Origin of the sequence: Thalassospira sp. UBA848, assembly GCF_002295455.1 — a bacterium.
Taxonomy (GTDB): Bacteria; Pseudomonadota; Alphaproteobacteria; order Rhodospirillales; family Thalassospiraceae; genus Thalassospira.
Genome location: NZ_DBGS01000123.1, coordinates 1 through 22,112 on the forward strand (window position 1 = coordinate 1; position 22,112 = coordinate 22,112).

General features: G+C 55.1%; 18 protein-coding genes. 12 read left to right on the forward strand and 6 right to left on the reverse strand.

Annotated elements, in window-relative coordinates:
* The 3 genes from B2R48_RS16955 to B2R48_RS16965 form a co-directional block, all read left to right on the forward strand.
* Positions 1-1,294: hydantoinase B/oxoprolinase family protein (locus tag B2R48_RS16955; protein ID WP_297002851.1), on the forward strand; the 1,294-nt coding region annotated here is incomplete at its 5' end.
* Between the two features lie 308 nt (positions 1,295-1,602).
* Positions 1,603-3,279 carry an FMN-binding glutamate synthase family protein gene (locus tag B2R48_RS16960; protein WP_297002854.1) on the forward strand — a complete coding sequence of 559 codons (1,677 nt, stop codon included), beginning with the start codon at positions 1,603-1,605 and terminating at the stop codon, positions 3,277-3,279.
* Positions 3,280-3,324: 45 nt separating this feature from the next.
* A complete protein-coding gene (locus B2R48_RS16965) occupies positions 3,325-3,678 on the forward strand; it encodes a VOC family protein (protein ID WP_297002856.1) in 354 nt (117 codons plus the stop codon).
* 33 nt (positions 3,679-3,711) lie between these two features.
* Here B2R48_RS16965 and B2R48_RS16970 read toward each other — a convergent pair whose 3' ends face one another.
* The 3 genes from B2R48_RS16970 to B2R48_RS16980 all read right to left on the reverse strand — a co-directional run bounded on the left by B2R48_RS16970 (position 3,712) and on the right by B2R48_RS16980 (position 5,833).
* On the reverse strand, positions 3,712-3,969 hold the full coding sequence (locus B2R48_RS16970; RefSeq protein WP_297002859.1) for a YjhX family toxin: 258 nt from the start codon (positions 3,967-3,969) through the stop codon (positions 3,712-3,714).
* Positions 3,970-4,202: 233 nt separating this feature from the next.
* Positions 4,203-4,679, reverse strand: coding sequence for a GNAT family N-acetyltransferase (locus tag B2R48_RS16975; protein WP_297002862.1), 477 nt, complete (start codon positions 4,677-4,679; stop codon positions 4,203-4,205).
* 152 nt (positions 4,680-4,831) lie between these two features.
* Positions 4,832-5,833: a sensor domain-containing diguanylate cyclase gene (locus B2R48_RS16980; protein WP_297002865.1), complete on the reverse strand. Its 1,002-nt coding sequence runs from the start codon at positions 5,831-5,833 to the stop codon at positions 4,832-4,834.
* Between the two features lie 287 nt (positions 5,834-6,120).
* Here B2R48_RS16980 and B2R48_RS16985 point away from each other — a divergent pair, with 287 nt between their 5' ends.
* Together B2R48_RS16985 and B2R48_RS16990 are read left to right on the forward strand one after the other, a co-directional pair.
* Entirely contained in the window at positions 6,121-6,828 is a 708-nt protein-coding gene (locus tag B2R48_RS16985; protein WP_297002867.1) for a TIGR00266 family protein, read from the forward strand.
* A gap of 260 nt (positions 6,829-7,088) precedes the next feature.
* Positions 7,089-8,492 carry an FAD-linked oxidase C-terminal domain-containing protein gene (locus B2R48_RS16990; protein ID WP_062956243.1) on the forward strand — a complete coding sequence of 468 codons (1,404 nt, stop codon included), beginning with the start codon at positions 7,089-7,091 and terminating at the stop codon, positions 8,490-8,492.
* A gap of 67 nt (positions 8,493-8,559) precedes the next feature.
* On the opposite strand, the gene B2R48_RS16995 is transcribed toward B2R48_RS16990, so the two are convergent.
* Positions 8,560-9,648 (reverse strand): lipid A deacylase LpxR family protein, encoded by a 1,089-nt coding sequence (locus B2R48_RS16995; RefSeq protein ID WP_297002870.1) that lies wholly within the window; start codon positions 9,646-9,648, stop codon positions 8,560-8,562.
* Between the two features lie 270 nt (positions 9,649-9,918).
* Positions 9,919-10,755, reverse strand: a complete 837-nt coding sequence (locus tag B2R48_RS17000; RefSeq protein WP_213473885.1) for a DUF2189 domain-containing protein — start codon at positions 10,753-10,755, stop codon at positions 9,919-9,921.
* 463 nt (positions 10,756-11,218) lie between these two features.
* Here B2R48_RS17000 and B2R48_RS17005 point away from each other — a divergent pair, with 463 nt between their 5' ends.
* From B2R48_RS17005 to queG, 7 genes are all read left to right on the forward strand, one after another.
* Complete coding sequence (locus tag B2R48_RS17005; RefSeq protein WP_297002874.1) at positions 11,219-14,785, forward strand: AsmA family protein; 3,567 nt, start codon at positions 11,219-11,221, stop codon at positions 14,783-14,785.
* A gap of 170 nt (positions 14,786-14,955) precedes the next feature.
* On the forward strand, positions 14,956-16,482 hold the full coding sequence (locus B2R48_RS17010) for an inorganic phosphate transporter (RefSeq protein WP_297002877.1): 1,527 nt from the start codon (positions 14,956-14,958) through the stop codon (positions 16,480-16,482).
* Between the two features lie 231 nt (positions 16,483-16,713).
* Positions 16,714-17,259, forward strand: coding sequence for a VUT family protein (locus B2R48_RS17015; protein ID WP_297002879.1), 546 nt, complete (start codon positions 16,714-16,716; stop codon positions 17,257-17,259).
* A gap of 124 nt (positions 17,260-17,383) precedes the next feature.
* Positions 17,384-18,436, forward strand: a complete 1,053-nt coding sequence (gene queA / locus B2R48_RS17020) for a tRNA preQ1(34) S-adenosylmethionine ribosyltransferase-isomerase QueA (RefSeq protein ID WP_297002881.1) — start codon at positions 17,384-17,386, stop codon at positions 18,434-18,436.
* A gap of 6 nt (positions 18,437-18,442) precedes the next feature.
* Positions 18,443-19,585, forward strand: coding sequence for a tRNA guanosine(34) transglycosylase Tgt (gene tgt, locus B2R48_RS17025; RefSeq protein WP_213473888.1), 1,143 nt, complete (start codon positions 18,443-18,445; stop codon positions 19,583-19,585).
* Between the two features lie 3 nt (positions 19,586-19,588).
* Positions 19,589-20,056 (forward strand): preQ(1) synthase, encoded by a 468-nt coding sequence (gene queF, locus B2R48_RS17030; RefSeq protein WP_062956235.1) that lies wholly within the window; start codon positions 19,589-19,591, stop codon positions 20,054-20,056.
* A 120-nt stretch (positions 20,057-20,176) separates the two neighbouring features.
* The gene (gene queG / locus B2R48_RS17035; protein WP_297002885.1) at positions 20,177-21,331 is read left to right on the forward strand and encodes a tRNA epoxyqueuosine(34) reductase QueG; all 1,155 of its coding nucleotides are present in this window, start codon (positions 20,177-20,179) and stop codon (positions 21,329-21,331) included.
* Here queG and B2R48_RS17040 read toward each other — a convergent pair.
* Positions 21,332-22,112 (reverse strand): phosphodiesterase (locus tag B2R48_RS17040; RefSeq protein ID WP_297002887.1); only part of this gene is annotated, 781 nt, incomplete at its 5' end.

A 22,112-nucleotide genomic window follows, 5' to 3' on the forward strand; every position in this document is an offset into this window, starting at 1 on the left:
GAAGCCGGGCGATGTTTATATGCTTAATGACCCGTATAACGGTGGCACGCACCTGCCTGACATCACGCTGATCACGCCGGTCTTTGGCGATGATGGCAAGGAAGTGCTGTTCTATGTCGCATCGCGTGGTCACCATGCCGATGTCGGCGGCATCACGCCGGGCTCGATGGCGCCAAATTCGCGTGTTCTTGAAGAAGAAGGCGTTCTGATCAACAACTTCAAACTGGTTGATCAGGGCACGTTCGATGAAAAAGGTCTGACCGACCTTCTTGAAGGTGCGAAATATCCGGCCCGTAACCCTTATCAGAACATCGCCGATCTTCGGGCACAGATTGCGGCCAATGAAAAGGGTGTGCAGGAACTGCGCAAGATGGTCGAACACTTTGGCCTTGATGTGGTGCATGCCTATATGCAGCACGTTCAGGACAATGCCGAAGAAAGCGTGCGTCGTGTGATCGACGTCCTTAAGGACGGTGAATATGCCTACGAGATGGATAATGGCGCGGTTGTCCGCGTCAAGGTCACCATCGACAAGGCAAGCCGTTCGGCGACGGTTGATTTTACGGGCACCTCCGACCAGCTTGATAACAACTTCAACGCGCCATCGGCTGTTACCCGTGCGGCTGTGCTTTATGTCTTCAGAACACTTGTCGATGATGACATTCCGCTCAATGCCGGGTGCCTGAAGCCGGTCAATCTGATCGTGCCCGAAGGATCGATGCTTAATCCGCGTTATCCGGCCGCCGTTGTTGCCGGTAATGTTGAAACCAGCATGCATGTCACCGATACGCTGTATGCGGCCCTTGGTGTGCTGTCGGGTGGTCAGGGCACGATGAACAACTTCACCTGGGGCAACGATACGCACCAGTATTACGAAACCATCTGTGGCGGTACCGGTGCCGGTCCTGACTTTGATGGTACGGCAGCTGTTCATTCGCACATGACCAACTCGCGCCTGACCGATCCCGAAGTCCTTGAATGGCGCTTCCCGGTCCTGCTCGAAAGCTTTGAAATCCGCAAAGGATCAGGTGGTAAAGGCAAGCACAAGGGCGGCGATGGTGCAATCCGTCGTGTTCGCTTCCTTGAAGACATGACCGCATCCATCCTGTCCAACCACCGTCGTGTGCCGGGCCAGGCCTGTGCGGGCGGTGAACCCGGAAAGCTTGGCCGCAATGCCGTTGAGCGTGTTGATGGCACAGTGATCGAGCTTAAGGGCACAGATGGTGCGGAAATGCATGCGGGGGATGTCTTCATCATCGAAACCCCGGGTGGTGGTGGCTACGGCAAGGCCTGATAGCACCACACAACCAGATGTCCCGGGCCGGGAATGTGTTCCCCCCTTAAACACCTGATGTTTCCGGTCCCCAAAGCCGCCTTGCTTCCCTGTTGCAAGGCGGCTTTTTCTTGATGTTCTTTTGCGCATACCCACATTCAGTTGCGATTAGTCACTGAAATCAACGACATTGCCCATTGAGGCCCGTGGTCAAATCAACCATGATCAAGGGTGTTGCTGCGATCTTGGATACGAAATGCCATGCACCTGCCCGCACAGGCGGTGTTTCGGGGATCAGATTGGCCTGAACAGGACAGGAAAAGAGCGCCGTGAAATTCTTCATATTGAACCAGCGTTATTTCGTCATCGCCGGTGTCGTGGTTTTGGCATTGGCATCAGTGATCCTTGCCCTTGCGATAGATATCTGGTTCTGGCTGCCTGCCATCGTCTTCGGACTGCTGGTGGTAGTTGGGTTTCATGACCTGTATCAGAACAAGCATTCGATCCTGCGCAACTACCCCATAAGCGCGCATATCCGCTTCATCCTTGAAAGTTTCCGTCCGGAAATCCGCCAGTACCTTCTTGAAAGCGATCAGGACGAAATCCCGTTTAGCCGTCAGGCGCGCGGTCTTGTTTATCAGCGCGCAAAGGGTGTCGAAGACAAACGTCCGTTCGGTACGATCGAGGAAGTTTATAAATCGGGCTATTCGTGGATCACCCATTCCGTTGCGCCCAAGCACATTACCGATACCGATTTCCGGGTGCGTGTTGGCGGCCCGCATTGCAAGCAGCCCTATGATTGCAGCCTGTATAATATCTCTGCCATGAGCTTTGGCGCGCTTTCAGGTAATGCGATCCTTGCCCTGAACAAGGGGGCGAAAAAGGGCGGCTTTGCCCATGATACCGGCGAAGGCAGCATTTCACGCTATCACCGCGAAGGGGGCGGGGACCTGATTTATCAGGTGGCGTCGGGCTATTTCGGGGCGCGCAATGAAGACGGCAGCTTTTCCGAGGAAAAGTTTGCCATAACCGCTGCCGACCCCCAGGTCAAAATGATCGAGGTAAAGCTTAGCCAGGGCGCAAAACCGGGCCATGGCGGCATGTTGCCCGCAGCCAAAATTACCCCGGAAATTGCCGAGGCGCGCGGGATTCCGATGGGACATGATTGCATTTCACCTGCAGCCCATAGCGTGTTTTCAACCCCGATTGGCCTGATGGAGTTCATTGGCCGCCTGCGCGATCTCGCGGATGGCAAGCCCGTCGGGTTCAAGCTGTGCATCGGGCACCGGCGCGAATTCATGTCGATCATCAAGGCGATGCTTAAAACCGGCATCACGCCGGACTTTATCGTGGTCGATGGCAAGGAAGGCGGCACAGGTGCTGCCCCGGTCGAATTTGCCAACCATGTTGGCATGCCGATGCAAGAAGGCCTGACATTTGTTCATAATGCGCTGCGCGGAGCTGGTTTGCGCGATCAGATCAAAGTCGGTGCTGCTGGCAAGATCGTCTCGGCCTTTGATATTGCCCGGACCCTTGCCCTTGGCGCGGACTGGTGTAATGCCGCACGTGGCTTCATGTTTGCCTTGGGCTGTATTCAGGCACAAAGCTGTCATACCAACTGCTGCCCGGTCGGCATCGCGACACAGGATAAAATCCGCCAGCGCGCCCTTGATCCGGGCGACAAAAGCGAACGTGTTGCACGCTTCCATAAAAACACCATGCATGCGCTCGCCGAAATCACCGGTGCGGCCGGCCTGACCGACCCGCGCAATTTCATGCCCTATCACTTCATGGTGCGCCAGAAAGAAAACGAATTCGTTGATGGCAACGAAGCTTATCCCTATCTACCAGAAGGGTTCCTTCTTTCAGACACGGAAATCCCGGAACTGCATGAATGGCATTCACGTTGGGGCCGCGCATCACCGGAAACCTTTGAGCCGAAAGAGATCCCGGTGGGACCCTATAAACGGGCACAGGCGATTGCGGGGGAAAAAGCCGCGCAGTAGCAAGATTGCGAACGACGCCCCAAAAGACAGGAGCAGACAGCGCAAATGGTTGTGAAAAGGATTGTCTCAAACTTTGCGGTGGATGATATCGCAAAGGCAATTGACTTCTACGAGGGCATTTTAGGGCTTGATACCATCATGGATCATGGCTGGATCAGAACCTTTGCCGCAGCAGACCAAACCATGACCACTCAGGTCAATTTTGCCACCGAAGGTGGATCGGGTACGCCGGTTCCAGAGATGTCGATCGAGGTCGATAACCTTGATGAAGTCCTTGGCAAAATGAAGGATGCCGGGATTGCTATTGAGTATGGTCCGGCAGAAGAGCCATGGGGTGTCAGACGGTTCTACGTCCGCGACCCGTTTGGCAAACTGGTCAATATTCTTGAGCATAAATGAGCAAAGCCCGGCTTTTGAGGCTGGGCTTTGCTGTTAGCGTTGATATAGTTCTGCGCGCACCGCGAGCAATCCTTCACGGGTAATGCGGTAAGGTCCGCCGCCTTGTGAACGGATCAGTCGGCGTTTGCGCAGCTTCTTGAAGACATCAAGCGTACAGGCGGTCAGAAACCAGCCGTCGCGGGTGATGCAATCTGCTTCAAGAACATGGTTTTTGTCGTCCTTGATCACTTTGATCAGGCCGCCTTGTGCGAGTGCATGCAGCACGCGCTGTTCATTTTTTGAAATATTCATCGGTCAAAGTCCGAAAACCAGTTGGGAAAACGGTTTTCGATCGGGACGGGCACAACAGTACCGGTCACGCGCACCCGATTTAAGGTCGGGCAGGCGGTCCGATCTGCTGATCAGCGGTCTGGAAGCTGGAAAGACGCTAGGCTGTCAAACCGCGATCAGCGGCTGTGCCGGGACTCTGACATAAAATCTCCGATTAGTGTTCGGATGCAAATTTGTCCGATTGCGCGCGGTTGTCAAGCCGCGCGCTGCATTTCCAGCATCGGAACCTGTCGGTCATTGATCGGGCCGGTCACCATAAAGCCGAACTTGCGATAAAACGCCTTGGCACGTTCATTTGTCACCGGAACGGTCAGGCGTACATTGCTGCGCACACCGAGATCTGCCAATGCATCAAGGGCCGTGATCATCAATGCTTTGCCGGTCCCGTTACCCTGGACCGAGGGATCGACCACGATCCAGCGGATTTCCGGCGTATCATGAATGGCAACAACATAACCCAGAAGAACATCGTCACGTGTTGCGACATAGACGGATTGATTTTCGGAATCGATCCCGGTGACAAATGCTTCGATGGCATTGTTGGTCAGGCAATGGTCAAGTGAAATGGGCGTTTCGTCGGTGTCATCAACAACACAGCAGGCTTCATTTGCGCGCTCTGATATCGCACAAACCTCTGGCAGGTCGTTGATAGTGCCTTTGCGTATCTGCATATCATGCTCTAAGTCATTGTTCTTAGGGGCGGACCCTTTGCGAGGAGTTTCGCCCAAAAAGAATACCGGGAGGTTAATGCTTCGCAGTTGCCAATGGTCGGCGTGGCATTTCGGTGATGACTTGCAGGGGGCTTGTGGTGAAGGGCCGGGCGTTACTTGCGTCGACTTTTCTTGTCGCGATACATTTCCATATCGGCAACCGCCATCATGTCTTCCAGGCTTTTATCCAGCGGATGGAAAAATACCGACGCACCTGAGCTGATTTGCGGTGTTTCGCGGATGGGGGATTTTGAGTTCGGCACGGTCAGCTTCACCTGATCAAGTGCGTTGCGTACCCGGGTGACGATGGTGGTCAAGTCACCGCGGTTGCGCACATAACCAAGAACGGCAAATTCGTCGCCGCCGATGCGTCCGCAAATATCGACTTCGCGGATACTTTCGGTGATGGCGTTGCCAACCGCGCGCAGGGCTGCATCCCCGGCAGCATGGCCATAGTCATCATTCCAGTGCTTCATATTATCAAGGTCGATAAAGATGATCCCGATGTGATGGTGATAACGTTTGGCAATGCGGATTTTCTGATGGGCGAGCAATTCAAACCCTGCACGATTGTTCATACCTGTCAGCGGGTCACTCATCGACAGATTGCGCATGATTTCATATTGCTCGTACAGGCGCAGGTCAGCTTCGATCAAATCGCGAAAGACTTCCATCAACTCCTGAAGCGTGTCGTCATATCCGGTCGGCTTTCGATCAAAGACACACAGGGTTCCAAACACAGTCCCGTTGGGCCACAACAACGGGATGCCGAGATAGGAAACATATCCTTCCTCGGTCAGTTCGGGGTTGTCGGCCCATTCCGGCTTGTCGCGGGCATCGCGTTCATAAAGAGCCAGCTTTGTTTCCACCACCCGGCGGCAATAGACATTGGAATCCAGTGGTTCGGGTTTTCCCGAAATGTGCGGATGGGGATTGTCAGGGTTCTGACTGGTTAGCGCGGCGCGATAGCCGTATTTTTCATTGTATTCAACAACGTAACCTGCCGTCGCACCCAATAGCTTGGTCATCAGGTCGACAACACGTTGCCATTTATCAAGCGACGCCGTCATGGCCTCGTCCTGAGTGATCCAGTCGACTTTCCTTAGCAAGACCATTGCATGCGCCTTTGCCCCTTTGCTGATCAAAGTACCCAATCAGCGTTATCTACATCATAGCACAGTACTATAAGGAAGTATAAGAAACCTCTTAACAAAATGCTTTCCCATCAACATCTTGAGGCCGATTTTTCAAACAAGCCCATAAAACGGTGAAACCGTGTGTTTGCAGCGTGTGGATCGCGCCCGTTTGTCGTGTTTTTGCCCCTTTTCCTTGCGATTGGAACCGACAAGTTCCAAACTTGTCCGATAGATCCGATCAATTCAGATAAACAGGAGACGCCCGGATGGCAGACGTGATCGATTATACGATCCATGGCGAAGAAATGCAGTTGGTTGAAATCGAACTCGATCCGGGCGAAGGCGTGCGGGCCGAGGCCGGGGCCATGATGTATATGGGCGACGGTATTGCCATGCAGACCGGCACGGGCGGTGGCCTGTTTTCCGGGTTCAAGCGCATGCTGACCGGCGAGGGCTTCTTTATCACAAGCTTTGTCCATGAAGGATCGGGCAAGGGGCATGTTGCCTTTGCTGCGCCGTACCCCGGCAAGGTCGTGCCGCTTAATCTGGCCGAGCACGGCGGCGAGATTGTCTGTCAGAAGGATGCGTTTCTGTGTGCGGCATCGGGCATTGATATCGACATCGCCTTTTCCAAGAAGCTTGGTGCCGGTTTGTTTGGCGGCGAAGGCTTTATCCTTCAACGTCTGAGCGGTGATGGCATGGCCTTCATGCATGCCGGGGGCACGATCATTCGCAAGGATCTGCAGGCGGGTGAGACTCTTCGGGTTGATACCGGTGCGTTGGTGGCCATGACGCCGTCGATTGACTATTCCATCAAGTTTGTTGGTGGCTTTACCAATGCCCTGTTTGGGGGCGAGGGCCTGTTTGTCACAACCCTTGAAGGGCCGGGCACTGTCTGGCTGCAAAGTCTGCCATTCTCGCGCCTGGCAGACCGTATTGCCGCTGCCTTGCCGCAGGATCGTAACAAGGGCTAAGCCCGACAAGTGATCCGGATGTTGGTCACAGCAAAAAAGCACTGGGGATATCGTCCTTTGATATCGGCACGGTATCCCCGGACCCCTCACAGGGAAATGGTGTGATAATTTTTTGCTGTTTTCCGGCAAAAGGTAATACCAATTTCAGGCATCAGGGCGTAGGGTGTCTGCCAAATTTCTGTCCGCCGTTGCCTTCCCCACAGTCAAAGGGCATCCCGGACAAATGCCATCAGGACCACAAAGGCCGAAAGAGTAAAATCATGTCAGATCGTCAGTATGAACGTATCGAAACCCCGGAAAGTCTGATCAGCGCTTTGCGCGAATTGCTTGGTGATCGTCTTTCCACTGCCGCGTCCGTGCTTGAACAGCATGGCAAGGATGAAAGCTGGCATGAGGCATCACCACCCGATGCGGTGGTATTTGCAAACTCGACCGAGGAAGTGGCCGAAGTCGTAAAGCTGTGTGCTGCGCACGATGTTCCGATCGTGCCGTTTGGCACCGGCTCGTCGCTTGAAGGCCATGTTGCCGCGCTTCGCGGCGGGATCTGCATCGACGTATCGCAGATGAACCAGATCCTTGAAGTGAATAACGAGGATCTTGATTGCCGTGTTCAGGCCGGTGTGACCCGTGAACAGCTCAATGATTATCTGCGCGATACAGGATTGTTCTTCCCGATTGATCCGGGGGCCAATGCCTCTATCGGGGGGATGACCGCGACACGTGCCTCGGGCACCAATGCGGTGCGTTATGGCACCATGCGTGAAAACGTTTTGAGTCTGACGGTTGTGACCCCGGATGGCAAAATCATCAAAACGGCCAACCGTGCGCGTAAATCCTCGGCGGGCTATGACCTGACCCGTCTGTTTGTCGGTTCCGAAGGAACGCTGGGTGTCATCACCGAAATCGGCCTGAAGCTTTATGGTATTCCCGAAGCGATGTCTGCTGCCGTCTGTGCCTTCCCAACGGTCGAGGACGCCGTTAATACCGTCATCCTGACCATTCAGGCCGGTATTCCGGTAGCCCGTATTGAATTCCTTGATCCTTTGCAGGTCCGCGCGGTCAACAACTATTCCAAGCTGGACCACAAGGAAGCACCGACCCTGTTCTTTGAATTCCATGGCACAGAAGCCGGGGTGAAGGAACAGGCAGAATTCGTGCAATCGGTCGCCGAGGAATTTGGTGCCGAGGAATTCCAGTGGGCCACCCGTCAGGAAGACCGAAACAAGCTTTGGGCGGCACGTCACAAGGCCTATTACGCGTCGCTTCAGCTTGAACCGGGCAAGGCCGGCATGCCGACCGATGTCTGTGTGCCGATTTCAAAGCTGGCCGAGGCAATTTCAGAAACCCGCGCGGATTGCGATGCCAGTCCGCTGACCTGCACGATCATCGGTCATGTTGGTGATGGCAACTTCCATACCCTGATCCTGCTTGATCCCGAAGATCCGGCCCAGATGGAAGAAGCCAACCGCCTGCACAAGCGCATGGTAGAACGTGCACTTAAACTTGGCGGCACCTGTACCGGCGAACATGGCATTGGCTATGGCAAGCTTGATTTCATGGTGACCGAGCATGGCGAAGACACCATCGCGGTCATGCGTGCGATCAAGGCAGCGATTGATCCCAAAGGTCTGATGAATCCGGGCAAGCTGATTCCGGGTCTTTGATATCATCAGACAAATAGGCATATCTCATTGAAAACGGGGCCATTTGGCCCCGTTTTTTGTTCTCGCCTCAGAAGCGGAAGGAAAGCGATAGGGAGCCGAACTGGTCCGCTCCGCTTTGGGCGGTGAATTCCGGTGTGCGGTAAACATGGGTATAGGTCAAGCGTGCCTGTCCAATGATGACCGCCAGACCGACCTGCAGATCGCCAACCCATGGTTCCTTGTCCACCGATGCACTGTCGGCAAAGGTGTTGCCATCAAGGGTGATGTCACGCGCGACATAGCGTCCCGCAAACCCGGCAAACACATAACCGCTCAGCGGGAAGCCATCGGTGTCTGGAACAAAGAAATCCGATCCCGGCAGGCTGGGGCGGATGCGCGGCGGGCCGTAATCAGCCGGCAGGTCAAAGCCCATACGAAACATCGTGCCAAGCTCTGCATTGGTAAAGGCATTGCCCAGCGTCACGGCCCCATGCGGGGTGGCGTCGAACTCAACACCCAACAGATCAGCCTCAAACCAGCCACGATACTTCCGTTCATAGGTCACACCAATGATCGGTTCGTTCTTGATTTGGTTGTCCCAGCCTTCGGGATGGGGGCTATCGATCAACTTGTGGACAAACGATTGCGTTTCATCGGCAAGCGATGCCGGACCAACCACGCCAAGGGTCAGTTCCAGCGTATCAATCCGCGAATAGTTGCTGTCCGATCCAGTTTTCTGCTGGCCGGTGTCGGATAACAGTCCCGCCGTGCCATACAGCATCCCGGCCCATGGGCGGTCATTGGGCTGGTTTTCCGCAACCGTGATGTCGTCGGGCGTGTACATGGTCTGGCCCAGCGAATAGCTGGTGCGAATGCGCCCCTCTGATGCGAAGAACGGGATTTGCTTTGCAACATTCAGAAAACTCGCCGGGGCGTCGTCTTCGGGCGAGATAAAGGCAAGGCGGACACCATTCGTGTAATGCTGATCGCTGTTGGTGGGCGTGAACAGATCATTTTCAACCGACAGGGATACGCCCCACTTGTCATCCGGGGCACGGGTTGATTGCGGGCCATCCGCGGTATCGGTCTGTGCAAGTGCACCCTGCATCCCCATCAGCAAGACAAAAAGCGGGGCGGAAATGGTGATGAAATGACGAAGCGCACTGGCCTGATACATGATCGAAATTACTCGTAAAAGCAGTTGGTTGCGATACACCGATCTGGTGCCGTCTGATCTTGGACAATTTATGGCAAGCATGCCAGCGAAGTTTGGGCGCTGTGAACGATGTCTCACCCGTCGTGACACAGGTTGATTACCACAAATCTTAAACCGCCAGATACGGCGTTTGTTCCGTCGCCAGCGATAAGAAAGTTGAACCGGGTCCCCAACAGAAAACGCCGCCCTTGTTCAGGCGGCGTTTACGCATTGATCTTTTATCGGTTTGTTTCAGGGGACCTGTCGGCGCAGTCGGGCGACTTCGGCCTTACTTTCATCAATGATTCCGCGATATGCATGCCAGCTTGAGAAGCCCAGAAGCGGCATGGTGATGGCAAGTCCAAACAAGAAGACGACCATGCCACAGGCTGACAGAATGGCGATAACAGCGCCCCAGCCGATCAGAACTTTCCAGTTTTTGCGAAACGCCGAAACGCTGATGATGACGGCGGTAATCACGTCAACGTCGCGATCAACCAGAAGCGGGATCGATACCACCGATACCGCAAAGGCAATCACGGCCAAAACACCGCCCAGCAGGCCACCGGTAATCAGGAAGGTGATCGCATCGCGCGAGAAGAAGGTTTGCCACACCAGAACATCAAGAGATGGCATGGTCCCGTTGTAAAACAGTGCAAAAAGCAGCATTGCAATGCGCGTCCAGGCCAAGAAGAACAGCATCAAGAGTATGCCGATGGCCCCGATCTGCCCCGGATTGCGGCGGAAACCGTTCAGGCTGTGCCACAGGGTGACGTTTTCGCCCATCTCAAGGCGGCGGCTTGTTTCATAAAGCCCAACGGCCACCAGCGGTGCAAGCAGCATGAAACCGGCCGCAAGGGGCAGCGTCAGGTAAGGCTCTCCTGACCGGAAAATGCTGAGCACGATCAGCCAGCCGGCAATGGTGCAAAGCGCGCCATACGTCAGACCGATGGCGGGCGTTCGTTTGAAATCGCGCCACCCGGCTTGCAACCAGGCGCCCGATTGATCTGTGGTAATGGTACGTATGACGATTCCGCGCTGACCGGGATCGACCGCTTCTTTCGGCGTTTCGATTGTTGTTTCGGTCATTTTAATCCTCCCTGTCGCGATTGCGTACAACGATCATTCGATTTGAATGAAAGTCAGGATCGAGTTTCTTTTTGTTTTTTAAAATGTATCATTTTGAAAGCCGATTTCCACATCCAATTGATTTTAAACTATGTATTTCGCCATCTGGTAAATTCGGAAATCTTGTTAAGGGTTTACTTTCCGTGGATTACGGTTTTGTTTGTAATGCTTCAAAACAATGCAAATTCAAGATGATGCTTGATCCTCGGGCTGTGTTGGCACACATGAAGATGGTGCGAATGGAACACGGGGCGTGATCCCGGCGTTACTGAATGATCAAACGTGCCCGAAATAAGCTATAATCTTTGGCCATTTTCTGTTGCGAGAGCGATCACGAGCCTTATGCTTTCGGACATAAAATCAAACCTTTGAGGGTCGCGGCCACATTCGGCGGACGACCTCGCGATCTAGCGGAGCCCGACTGTTGAAAAAAATCCTTGCCGCAATTGGTGCACTTCTCGTGGTTCTTGTTGCCGCGTTGCTGATCATTCCGTCCCTGATTGACTGGAATGGCTACAAGGCACAAATCAGTCAAGCCGTTCGCGATGCCACAGGCCGCGAGCTTGATCTGGCGGGCGATCTGTCGATGTCACTGATCCCATCCCCGTCGCTGACCGCGGCTGACGTCAGCCTTGGGAATGTGGCAGGCGCGCAGGATGCCGACATGGTATCGATTGGCGAGGTTCGGGTATCCGTCGCCCTGATGCCGCTTCTGACCGGCAATGTGCAGGTTACAGAAGTCAGCCTGATCAATCCGGTAATTGCCATCGAGACCTTTGAAGATGGTTCAAACAATCTGGTGTTTGATCCTGATCAGGCCGCGCGCTCTGGCCCGGATGCGGGCCTTATCACCACCCCGGGTGAGACAGATGGTGGCGCCGGATCCGCCGATGGGGGCGAGGCAACAGCAGAGTCGGCTGACGGTTCTGATGGCGGTTTTGCCAATACCATTCAGGTTGATCGGCTTGAGATTGAAAACGCGACCATTATCTATCGCGCCCCGGGTTCCGAAGAACGGATCGAAGGTCTTACCCTTGGCATATCAGCAGACAGTCTGAATGGGCCGATTGAGGGGGAAGGGTATGTCTTCTATCGTGGTATCCCGCTGACATTTGCATTGAATGTCGGACAGATCAGCCAAACAACGCCGTTCCCGGTCAGTGTCAAACTTGGCATTGATGAGGTTGATGGTGGCGTTACCGTTGCCGGACGTGTCGATCTTTCGACTGATACACCGGGTTTCGATGGTGAAATTGATGGTGATTTCGAAGACTTGCGCGAAGCCGCCCTTCGGATTGCCGGTGACAATGCCGATATCCCCGACATCGCAGCCAAGCCGTTTGATCTGGGCGGGCACATTACGGCCAATGCCAAATCCGTCACCCTGAATGATCTGTCGATCCGCTTTGGTGAAACCCGTGGGTCGGGCGCAATTGCCATAGATCAGGAACCAAGCCTGAGTGCAGATGTTGCGCTGCGCTTTAACCAGCTTGATCTTGACAGCATTCTGGTGCTGGCCGAAGTCGGTGATGCAGGCGCGTCACCCGCAGCGGGCAACGGTGAAGCAACCTCCAATGCATCTGGCGATGCAGCAGGTGGCGCACAATCGATCCCGTCGCAAAGCTCGGTCAAGAAATCTGGTGCGGCCAATGCGCCGGCTATTCCTTCGGATCTTACGGCTTCAATCGACTTTGAAGTTGAAACCCTGATCTATAACCAGACGCCGGTTCACAATGCGCGGATCAATGCGGCAATTGCCAACAGCAAGATCACGCTGAACGAAGTTTCCGCCGGTCTGCCGGGCGGAACCGATGTGGCTGTGTTTGGCAGCATTTCCGGTGAAACGCCAAAGCCAAGCGCGGCACTTAGCTACGAGGTCGCTTCGGAAAACATCCGTGCAGTTATTCGGTGGTTGGGCGTTGATGTCGATGGCATTCGTGCTGATCGCCTACGTCGCTTCTCGTTAACCGGTGGTATCGAAGGCACGTCCGAACAGCTTAACATTTCCAATCTTGATCTGCGGGTGGATGACACGGCCATTCGTGGTGCCGTTGTTGCCAATCTGAACGAATCAGGGCTGCCGGCTTTGGGGATTGGGCTGAAACTGGACCGGATAAACCTTGATCAATATATCGCAGCCGCGCCTGCTGCTGATGTTTCGGTTTCGTCGACTTCTGATGCCGGTGATAGCGCATCTTCCGGCGATGCCGAACCGGGTGCAAACAGCGGTGCTGCTTCTGCCCCGCAGCAGGATATGGTCAAGATTATCAGGGATGCGCTGGCGCCGCTTGAAGGTTTGGCTGCCAATTATCGTCTTGCAGCGGACGAGGTCATTTCCTCAGGTGTTGCGTTACGTGGCATTGCGATTGACGGCAGCATCAGTGGTCCGGACATCACACTGAATAATTTCGCGATTGCGGATGCCGCGGGTCTTTCGGCCAGCGCAAAGGGTGTGTTCAACGGCGGCGCTGCTGTTCCGGCATTTGATGATCTGTCTGTGCGCGTAACAGCCAAGACGCTAGAGCCATTGGCAAAGCTTACCGGCATCACGTTGCCTGCACCGGCCAGCAGCTATAAGAGTGTTCAGGCAAATCTTGGCCTGAACGGTCCGGTCACCGGCCCGATGATAGACCTTGATGTTTCTAACCCGCTTATGCAGGTGGCGCTTGAAGGTGTCGTATCAGATCTGTTGGGCAGTACACCCGGGGTCAATGGCAGGCTTGCGTTGCAGGCATCCAGCCTGAACCGCGCTTTGGAACTGTTAGCGCCGGCCTACACGCCGTCTGGTAACCTTGGCCGTTTGGCCGTTTCCGGCGACGTTAAGGGTAATGCCCAAAATGTTGCACTGGACGGCTTGAAGCTGATCGTCGGGTCCTTTGAAACAGGTGGGACGGTTCAGTTCGACGCATCGCAGGCGCAGCCAAAAGTTTCTGTCACCCTTTCCGGTGGCAAGCTTGTGGTGGACCCGTTCCTGCCTGCGGCAGAGCGGGCAAGCCTGATGCCTGGTATCGGCAGTGGCCCGCGCAAGGCGGCATTTAACTTGCCGCAATCCATGATGATCTCGCGTGTTGATGCCCGCGACGGCACGCCGTGGGATGACAATGTGATTGATGTATCGGCCTTGCGGTCGATTGACGCGGATATCGCCATTGCTCTGGACCAGCTTGATTTTGATACCTATAGCCTGATCAATCCTGATCTCACGGCCAACCTGGTCAATGGTCTTTTGACCATTCCATCCTTCACCGGGCTTCTGGGGCAGGGGGACCTTGCGATAAACGGGACATTTGATGCGCGCAACACCGATGTCCCGCAATTGGCACTTGCCGGCAAACTTGACGGGGCACGGATTGAAAGCCTGACCCCGATCCGTGTTGCCAGTGACACCATTCTTGGTGGTGCAGGCCTGACATTTGATGTCAACGCACAGGGCAATACGTCGCGTCGTCTGGTATCCGCACTCAATGGGACGGCCAATCTGGTTCTGAACAATGTGCGCTTTAGCAACGCGGACAAGCGTTCGCCGGATCCGCGACTGAATATCGAAGCATTGTTGCGTCAGGGGCCGCAGGCCATGGTCGTCGAAGGTGTAGGTAACAACGACATCATGCAGTCGCTGGAAGCCGACATGACGATCACAAATGGTATCGCCAAAACCACCCGTGTTGCCGCAGTTTCAAGGGTTGGGACGGCGGACGCGGATGCAACGCTTGATCTGCCACGTTGGGTGATGGATACGCAGGCCGATTTCGACTTTTCCGAAAAGATCGAAGAACTGCCGCCATTCAGTGTCTATGCCAAAGGCAAGATTGACGATCCGGTCATTACAGGTCGTATGGACAAGGTTGCCGTCAAGGTTCTTGATAACATTCTCGACAAGGCGCTTGGCGGGGATGGATCAAGCGGTGGTTCGACCGGCTCTGATGGCGGTTCTGCCGAGGATGCGGCAAAGGGACTGCTAAAAGGTCTGCTGAACCAGTTTGGACGTTAAGGATCTAACGCGTAAATTGAGTACGAAACGGCCCTGCTTTGCGGGGCCGTTTTTGTTTGTGTTCAGCCGTTTGAGTGATGAGTGTCACAAATAAGCAAAAAAACCTTAACAAAGAGGCTCGGCTTCGACATGATCCGCCCGTCGATTCCCTTTGATGGTAACGGTTGATTATGTCGGTAAAGAAAACTGCTCTGGATAAGGATCTCAAGTGGCAAAAGCGCATGGATGCGGGGCTGGGTGAAACAGCATCGATCAGCGCCAAGCTTGGTCTTGCACTTGTTTTCCTCCTTGCCTGTAGTGCGTTTGTCGCCTTCCACATGGGCGGACTGCCGCAAAGTGGCTTTCTGATCGCTGCCGCCGTTATTGGTGGCTATATGGCGCTCAACATTGGCGCCAACGACGTTGCCAACAATGTTGGTCCGGCGGTCGGGTCCAAGGCGCTGACCATGGTTGGTGCCTTGTTGATTGCCGCCATTTGCGAAGCAGCCGGTGCGATTATCGCCGGCGGCGATGTTGTTGGCACCATCAAAAAGGGCATCATCGACCCGACGGCGATGCCTGACGCGCAGACATTTGTTTGGGCGATGATGGCTGCACTTCTTGCCGCTGCTCTTTGGCTGAACCTTGCGACATGGCTTGGCGCGCCGGTTTCCACCACCCATTCGATCGTCGGTGGTGTTATGGGGGCTGGCATGGCTGCGGTTGGCATTGGTGCGGTCAATTGGCCGACCATGGGCACCATCGCCGCAAGCTGGGTGATTTCACCGGTTCTGGGTGGTTTGATTGCCGCTGGTTTCCTGGCCTTCATCAAATTCCGGGTCCTTTATCAGGATGACCGCGTAACGGCTGCCCGCAAATGGGTGCCGGTTCTGGTGGCCGTGATGGTCTCGGTCTTCTCGGTCTATCTGATGATGAAGGGGGTCAAGAAACTCTGGAAAGCCGATATTTCCGTCGTGATCGCGATTGGTATTGCCGCCTTCTTCCTGACCCTTATTCCGATGCGCAAGGCTGTCATTCGGGCATCGGCCAATATGGAAGGCCGTCGCAAGGAAATCGCATCGCTGTTTCGGGTTCCGCTGGTTGTGTCTGCTGCCCTGTTGTCCTTTGCCCATGGTTCGAACGATGTGGCCAACGCCATTGGTCCGCTTGCTGCCATCGTCTCAGGCATCGATAGCGGCCAGATCGTCACGTCAGCTCCAATTCCGATTTGGGTGATGGTGATCGGTGCGCTTGGTATTTCAGCCGGTCTGATCCTGTTTGGACCAAAACTGATCAAGACGGTTGGCTCGAAGATCACCAAGCTGGATCCGATCCGCGCCTATACCGTGGCGCTGTCGGCGGCAATTACCGTGATCATCGCTTCTGCCCTGGGGCTGCCGGTCAGCTCGACGCATATTGCGGTCGGTGCGGTGTTCGGTGTTGGCTTCCTGCGTGAAAGTCTTTCACACCGTCGTCGCAAGATTGCACCGCCGATGCTGGTCGATCGTGCCGAAAACGAAGAGACCGATGAACATATCGAGGCGCTTCGTCAGATCGATCCGCGCGAGGCAGAAAAGGCCGAAAAGAAAATCCGCAAGCGCCTTCTGGTGCGTCGTCGCTATGCGGTGACGATCGCAACCGCCTGGGTGGTGACGGTGCCGGCCGGTGCCTTCCTTGGGGCACTGCTGTTCTTCACCATTCGCGGCATCATGCTGTAATTGCATACGAATATAGTTTCGCGGCGCGGCGCCCCATTTTCCCCGGGGCGACTTGCAGCGATCTGCAGCGGCGATCAGGTTTTCCTGATCGCCGTTTTTCCTTGACCGGCCTTTGGTCTACGCGTAAACAGCCGCACCAAAGTTACACAGAATCCGTTCGTGATCGTCGCCCAGTTCGGTGGGCCGCGAGATTTGTTATGCGTGGGTTCACTTGCTTAGAAGGGCTAAAACATGAAAGCGATCATTTTCGGTGTTCTCGCCATGGCGGTGACCGTCGTCGCATCGAACATTCTGGTCGAATACCCGCTTCCGGGCGTTTTGGCCGACTGGCTGACCTATGGTGCATTTACCTATCCGGTTGCTTTTCTGGTAACCGACCTGACAAACCGTGCGCGTGGGGCTGCGGCGGCGCGTGTTGTGGTGCTGGCCGGTTTTGCTTTGGCGGTTGTTCTGTCATTGATCTTTGCCGATACGCGCATTGCCATCGCATCGGGTTCGGCATTCCTGATTGCCCAGATGCTGGATGTCACCGTGTTTGACAAACTGCGCAGTGCAAGCTGGTGGAAAGCCCCGCTGATTTCGTCGGGCATCGGCTCGGCGGTTGATACCGCTCTGTTCTTCTCGATTGCGTTTGCCGGTACCGGTCTTCCATGGGATACGTGGGCGATGGGCGACTTTGCCGCCAAGGTGATCATGGCGCTGACGTGTCTGGCACCGTTCCGCCTTCTGATGACCGTGGTTACCCCGCGCGCCGATGCGCAACCAGTCCGGGGCTAAGACCGGCCTGATGCATGGCCGGGGCGGATCAGATATGCCGACCGTGGCCTTGTGATTTATTGCGAAGGGGCGCATAAGACGCCCCTTCATTTGTGTTTCAATTGACACGGAATTGCCCTGATCCATGAAAGTCGATCTGTTCGATTTTGAATTGCCGCGCGACCGCATTGCCGAACACCCGGCAAATCCGCGCGATGCTGCTCGCATGCTTGATTTGTCCGGTGATGGGACACAGGACCGCATCGTTCGGGAGCTGCCTGATGTGCTGCGTCCAGGTGATTTGCTGATTTCCAATGATACCCGTGTGATCCCCGCCCGCCTTTTTGGTAAACGCGGTGAAGCCAAGGTTGAAGTCACCCTGCACAAACAGGAAGGCCTTGGCACCTGGGTGGCATTTGCCAAACCGGCCAAGAAGCTGCGCATCGGGGAAACCTTCAAGGTTAATGATGAATTCGAAGCCGAAGTTCTTGCCAAGAAGGATGGCGGCGAAGTGACCCTGCGTTTCAACAAATCCGGCGCGGACCTGATTGCGGCCCTTGAAGAATTCGGTGTCATGCCGCTGCCGCCTTATATCCGGCGTGATGCCGGTGGCGATGATCAGGACAAATCTGATTATCAGACCATCTTTGCCCAAAAGGACGGTGCTGTGGCGGCCCCGACGGCGGGTTTGCATTTCACCCCGGATCTTCTGGCCAATCTTGATGAACGCGGGATCAATCGCCGGACGATTACCCTGCATGTCGGGGCAGGCACATTTCTGCCGGTCAAGGTCGATGATACCGATGATCACAAGATGCATGCCGAATGGGGATCGATCAGCAAGGAAATCGCCGATCTGATCAATGAAACCCGTGCTAATGGCGGGCGTGTGGTTGCGGTCGGAACCACGTCACTGCGTCTGCTTGAAAGTGCTGCACGCGAGGACGGGGTGGTTGAACCGTTCGAGGCAGAGACCGACATCTTTATCACGCCGGGCTATAAATTCCGCGCAGTGGATATGCTTCTGACCAACTTCCATCTGCCGCGTTCGACGCTGTTTATGCTGGTGTCGGCCTTTGCCGGGTTCGACCGGATGAAGGCGGCCTATCAGCACGCCATCGACAACGAATACCGTTTTTATTCCTATGGCGATTGCAGCCTGCTTGAATGCGCCAACAAAATTGATGCACGGACATAAGAACCGATGACCGAATTTCGCTATGAATTGCTTGCCCAGGATGGCAAGGCCCGGTTGGGGCGCATTCACACGGCCCACGGCGTCATTGATACGCCAACTTTCATGCCGGTGGGAACAGCCGCCACGGTTAAGGGCATGCTGCCCGAAAACGTGGCTGATACCGGCGCGCAGATCCTGTTGGGCAATACGTACCATCTGATGCTGCGTCCGGGGGCCGAACGCATTGCGCGTCTGGGTGGCCTGCACAAATTCATGAACTGGGACAAGCCGATCCTGACCGACAGTGGCGGGTATCAGGTCATGTCGCTGGCGAAACTGCGCAAGATCACCGAAGAAGGTGTAACCTTCAAAAGCCATATCGATGGCCGCAAGTTCAACCTGACACCCGAACGTTCGATGGAAATCCAGCATCTGCTGGGGTCGACCATCACCATGGCGTTTGATGAATGCACTCCGTTCCCGGCCACCGAACAGCAGGCGCGCGAAAGCATGCAAATGTCGATGCGCTGGGCGAAACGGTCCAGGGATGCGTTTGTTAACCGCGAAGGTTATGCGCTTTACGGCATTCAGCAGGGCAGTGTTTTTGAAAACCTGCGGCGTGAGAGCTCCGAAAAGTTGGCTGAGCTGGATCTTCCCGGCCATTCGGTGGGCGGGCTTGCGGTTGGCGAAGGCCAGCAGATCATGTTTGATACGCTTGATTTCTGCGTTGATATGCTGCCCTCCAACAAGCCGCGCTATTTGATGGGCGTTGGCAAACCGTCCGACCTTGTCGGGGCGGTGATGCGCGGGATTGATCAGTTTGATTGCGTTCTGCCGACCCGATCCGGTCGCAACGCACAGGCCTTTACCCATCGCGGGACGTTGAACCTTAAGAACGGGCGTCATCGCGATGATGACCGTCCGCTGGATGATCAATGTGGTTGCCCGGCTTGCACGAAATATTCGCGCGCCTATTTGCATCACCTGATCAAGGCTGGGGAAATCCTCGGCGCGGTTCTGCTGACCTGGCACAATCTTGCCTATTATCAGGACTTGATGCGTGGCATGCGCGAAGCCATTTCCGAAGGACGTATGGACGCCTTCGCGCGCGATTTTCATGCCGGACAGGAAGGCGGGGATATCGATCCCGTGCCGATTATCGAGGACTAAGCCATGGCCGATCAAACGATCTACGACAACCTGACCATGCTGGGCGGCGATACCCAACAGCCGGCATCCCCGGATGAGGCCGTTCTTGAGCGCGTTTCGAACCCGCAGGCCGGAACTGATTACTGTGTGCGGTTTGTCGCACCGGAATTCACATCCCTTTGCCCGATCACCGGCCAGCCGGACTTTGCCCATCTGGTAATTGATTATGTACCTGGTGACTGGCTGGTTGAAAGCAAGTCGCTTAAGCTTTTCCTGACTTCGTTCCGTAACCATGGGTCTTTCCATGAAGACTGCACGATCAAGGTCGGCAAGCGGATTGTCGAAACCCTTGATCCGAAATGGCTGCGCATCGGCGGGTATTGGTATCCGCGCGGCGGCATTCCGATTGATGTGTTCTATCAGACCGGCCCGGCACCAGAAGGTGTCTGGATCCCCGAGCAGGGCGTGGCCCCGTATCGCGGCCGCGGCTAGAACCTGCGTTTATGAGTTTGTTAAAAAGGCCGCAGCATCATGTTGCGGCCTTTTGCGTTATGATCGTAAGGCGATATAACGCGCCAAAGAATAAACAGGCCGAATGACTGAACTGATGCCATGACCACCAAGACGCGCCAAAATATCACGTTTGACATGCTTCAGGCCAAAGCCCGTGAAATCGGCTTTGATGTCTGTGGTGTGGCGCGTCCAAAGGTTGATGCGCGCAATCAGCAACGTCTGGATGAATTTGTCGCTGGCGGTGAATACGGCTCCATGGCGTGGATGAATGATCCCGAACGCCTGCCGCGTCGGCGCGATCCGGAAATGCTATGGCCCGATGTCAAATCTGTGATTGTGCTTGGTAGCAATTATGGCCCGGCGGAAAATCCGATGGCACTGCTGGATCATCCGGATCGGGCGATGATTTCGGTTTATGCCAAGAACAAGGATTACCACGATCTGATCAAAAAGCGCCTGAAGCAATTGGCGCGCTGGGTTGTTGAGCAGTCCGGCGGGACGGAACAGGTCAAGGTTTTCGTTGATACCGCCCCGGTGCTGGAAAAGCCCTTGGGACAGGCATCGGGAATTGGTTGGCAAGGAAAGCACACCAATCTTGTGTCGCGGGAATTTGGCAGTTGGCTGTTTTTGGGCGAGATTTTTACGACCCTTGATCTGCCGGAAGCCGAACCGGAAATCGATCATTGCGGATCCTGTTCAAAATGCCTGTCGGCCTGTCCAACCGATGCCTTTCCAGAACCCTATAAGCTTGATGCGCGCAAGTGCATTTCGTATCTGACGATTGAACATGACGGGCCGATCCCGTTGGAGTTCCGTAAACCCATGGGCAATCGCATCTATGGCTGTGATGATTGTCTGGCCGTGTGCCCGTGGAACAAGTTTGCCACCCGGACAGCCGAGATGGCCTTTATCCCGCGTGTCGAATTGACGGCACCAAGGTTGGCGGATTTTCTTGATCTGGATGACGCAGGTTTTCGGGCTTTCTTTGCCGGATCTCCGATCAAGAGGATTGGTCGGGCGAAATTCCTGCGCAATGTTCTGGTTGCCGCGGGTAATAGCGGGGCACCGCGCCTGATCCCGCGCATTGAAAATCTGCTGTCAGATGAAAGTGCCCTGATCCGTGCCAGTGCGGTCTGGGCCCTGTCGCAACTGATGAGCGCTGCTGAATTTGCCAGCCTCAAGGACATTCACGCGAAAATCGAGAGTGATCCGGTGGTTCTGGCGGAATGGGATCAGGCCAGTCACGCCGCCTGATCACAATTGCATATCGAACTTCACGAAATTGAAGTGATAACGAAGCCCGCCCTTGGCATCGGCAAATGCAATGCCGTAGCCCGGTCCAAGCGGATTGGGATCCTGAAGCTCTTCTTCTTTCTCATGACGGAAATCAAGCGGTTCGCCCGACTGGGTGCTGTTGCCCAAAACGAACGGCACGCCAAGCCATGTGCCCGTTGCCGGGCGATGCAGATGGCCAAAGAACAGATGTTTGATTTGCGGGTTACTTGATACGATTTCACCAAGTGCGTCTTCGGCATCCAGGCGGATGGTATCCATAAACGGCAAGCCCATTGCCATTGGCGGATGATGCATGAACAGGAAGGTCGGCGTATCCCGATGTGCCGTCAATTCATCGCGCAGCCAGTCAAGGCGTTGCGCACAAAGCGTGCCGTGATGGTGGCCGGGAACGATGCTATCCATCATGACAAAACGCACCCCATTGAAGGTTTGCCCGAAATTGACAAAGCCGTGGGTGTCGGTTTCGGTTGTGGGGAAGGCATCACAAAATGCTTCGCGGATGTCGTGATTGCCCGGAATAATCAGATAGGGAATGGCAAGATCAGATAAAATATCGACAGCATTTTCATACTGTTCCGGCGTGCCGCGGTGGGTGATGTCGCCGGTGATGATGCAGATTTCGGCGTCCCGGTGATAGGTGTTTACCTCATCAATGACCTTGCGCAGCGTCGCGGCCGCATCGGGCAGGCGCGACACATCATTTCGGGCCAGAATATGAAGGTCGGAAAGATGTATGAAT

Coding starts and splice junctions, on each gene's coding strand:
- B2R48_RS16970 (WP_297002859.1), bottom strand. CDS start 3,969: ATGAATATTTCAAAAAATGAACAGCGCGTGCTGCATGCACTCGCACAA.
- queF (WP_062956235.1), top strand. CDS start 19,589: ATGGCCGATCAAACGATCTACGACAACCTGACCATGCTGGGCGGCGAT.
- B2R48_RS16995 (WP_297002870.1), bottom strand. CDS start 9,648: ATGTATCAGGCCAGTGCGCTTCGTCATTTCATCACCATTTCCGCCCCG.
- B2R48_RS17010 (WP_297002877.1), top strand. CDS start 14,956: ATGTCGGTAAAGAAAACTGCTCTGGATAAGGATCTCAAGTGGCAAAAG.
- B2R48_RS16990 (WP_062956243.1), top strand. CDS start 7,089: ATGTCAGATCGTCAGTATGAACGTATCGAAACCCCGGAAAGTCTGATC.
- B2R48_RS16980 (WP_297002865.1), bottom strand. CDS start 5,833: ATGGTCTTGCTAAGGAAAGTCGACTGGATCACTCAGGACGAGGCCATG.
- tgt (WP_213473888.1), top strand. CDS start 18,443: ATGACCGAATTTCGCTATGAATTGCTTGCCCAGGATGGCAAGGCCCGG.
- queA (WP_297002881.1), top strand. CDS start 17,384: ATGAAAGTCGATCTGTTCGATTTTGAATTGCCGCGCGACCGCATTGCC.
- queG (WP_297002885.1), top strand. CDS start 20,177: ATGACCACCAAGACGCGCCAAAATATCACGTTTGACATGCTTCAGGCC.
- B2R48_RS17015 (WP_297002879.1), top strand. CDS start 16,714: ATGAAAGCGATCATTTTCGGTGTTCTCGCCATGGCGGTGACCGTCGTC.
- B2R48_RS17000 (WP_213473885.1), bottom strand. CDS start 10,755: ATGACCGAAACAACAATCGAAACGCCGAAAGAAGCGGTCGATCCCGGT.
- B2R48_RS16985 (WP_297002867.1), top strand. CDS start 6,121: ATGGCAGACGTGATCGATTATACGATCCATGGCGAAGAAATGCAGTTG.
- B2R48_RS16975 (WP_297002862.1), bottom strand. CDS start 4,679: ATGCAGATACGCAAAGGCACTATCAACGACCTGCCAGAGGTTTGTGCG.
- B2R48_RS16965 (WP_297002856.1), top strand. CDS start 3,325: ATGGTTGTGAAAAGGATTGTCTCAAACTTTGCGGTGGATGATATCGCA.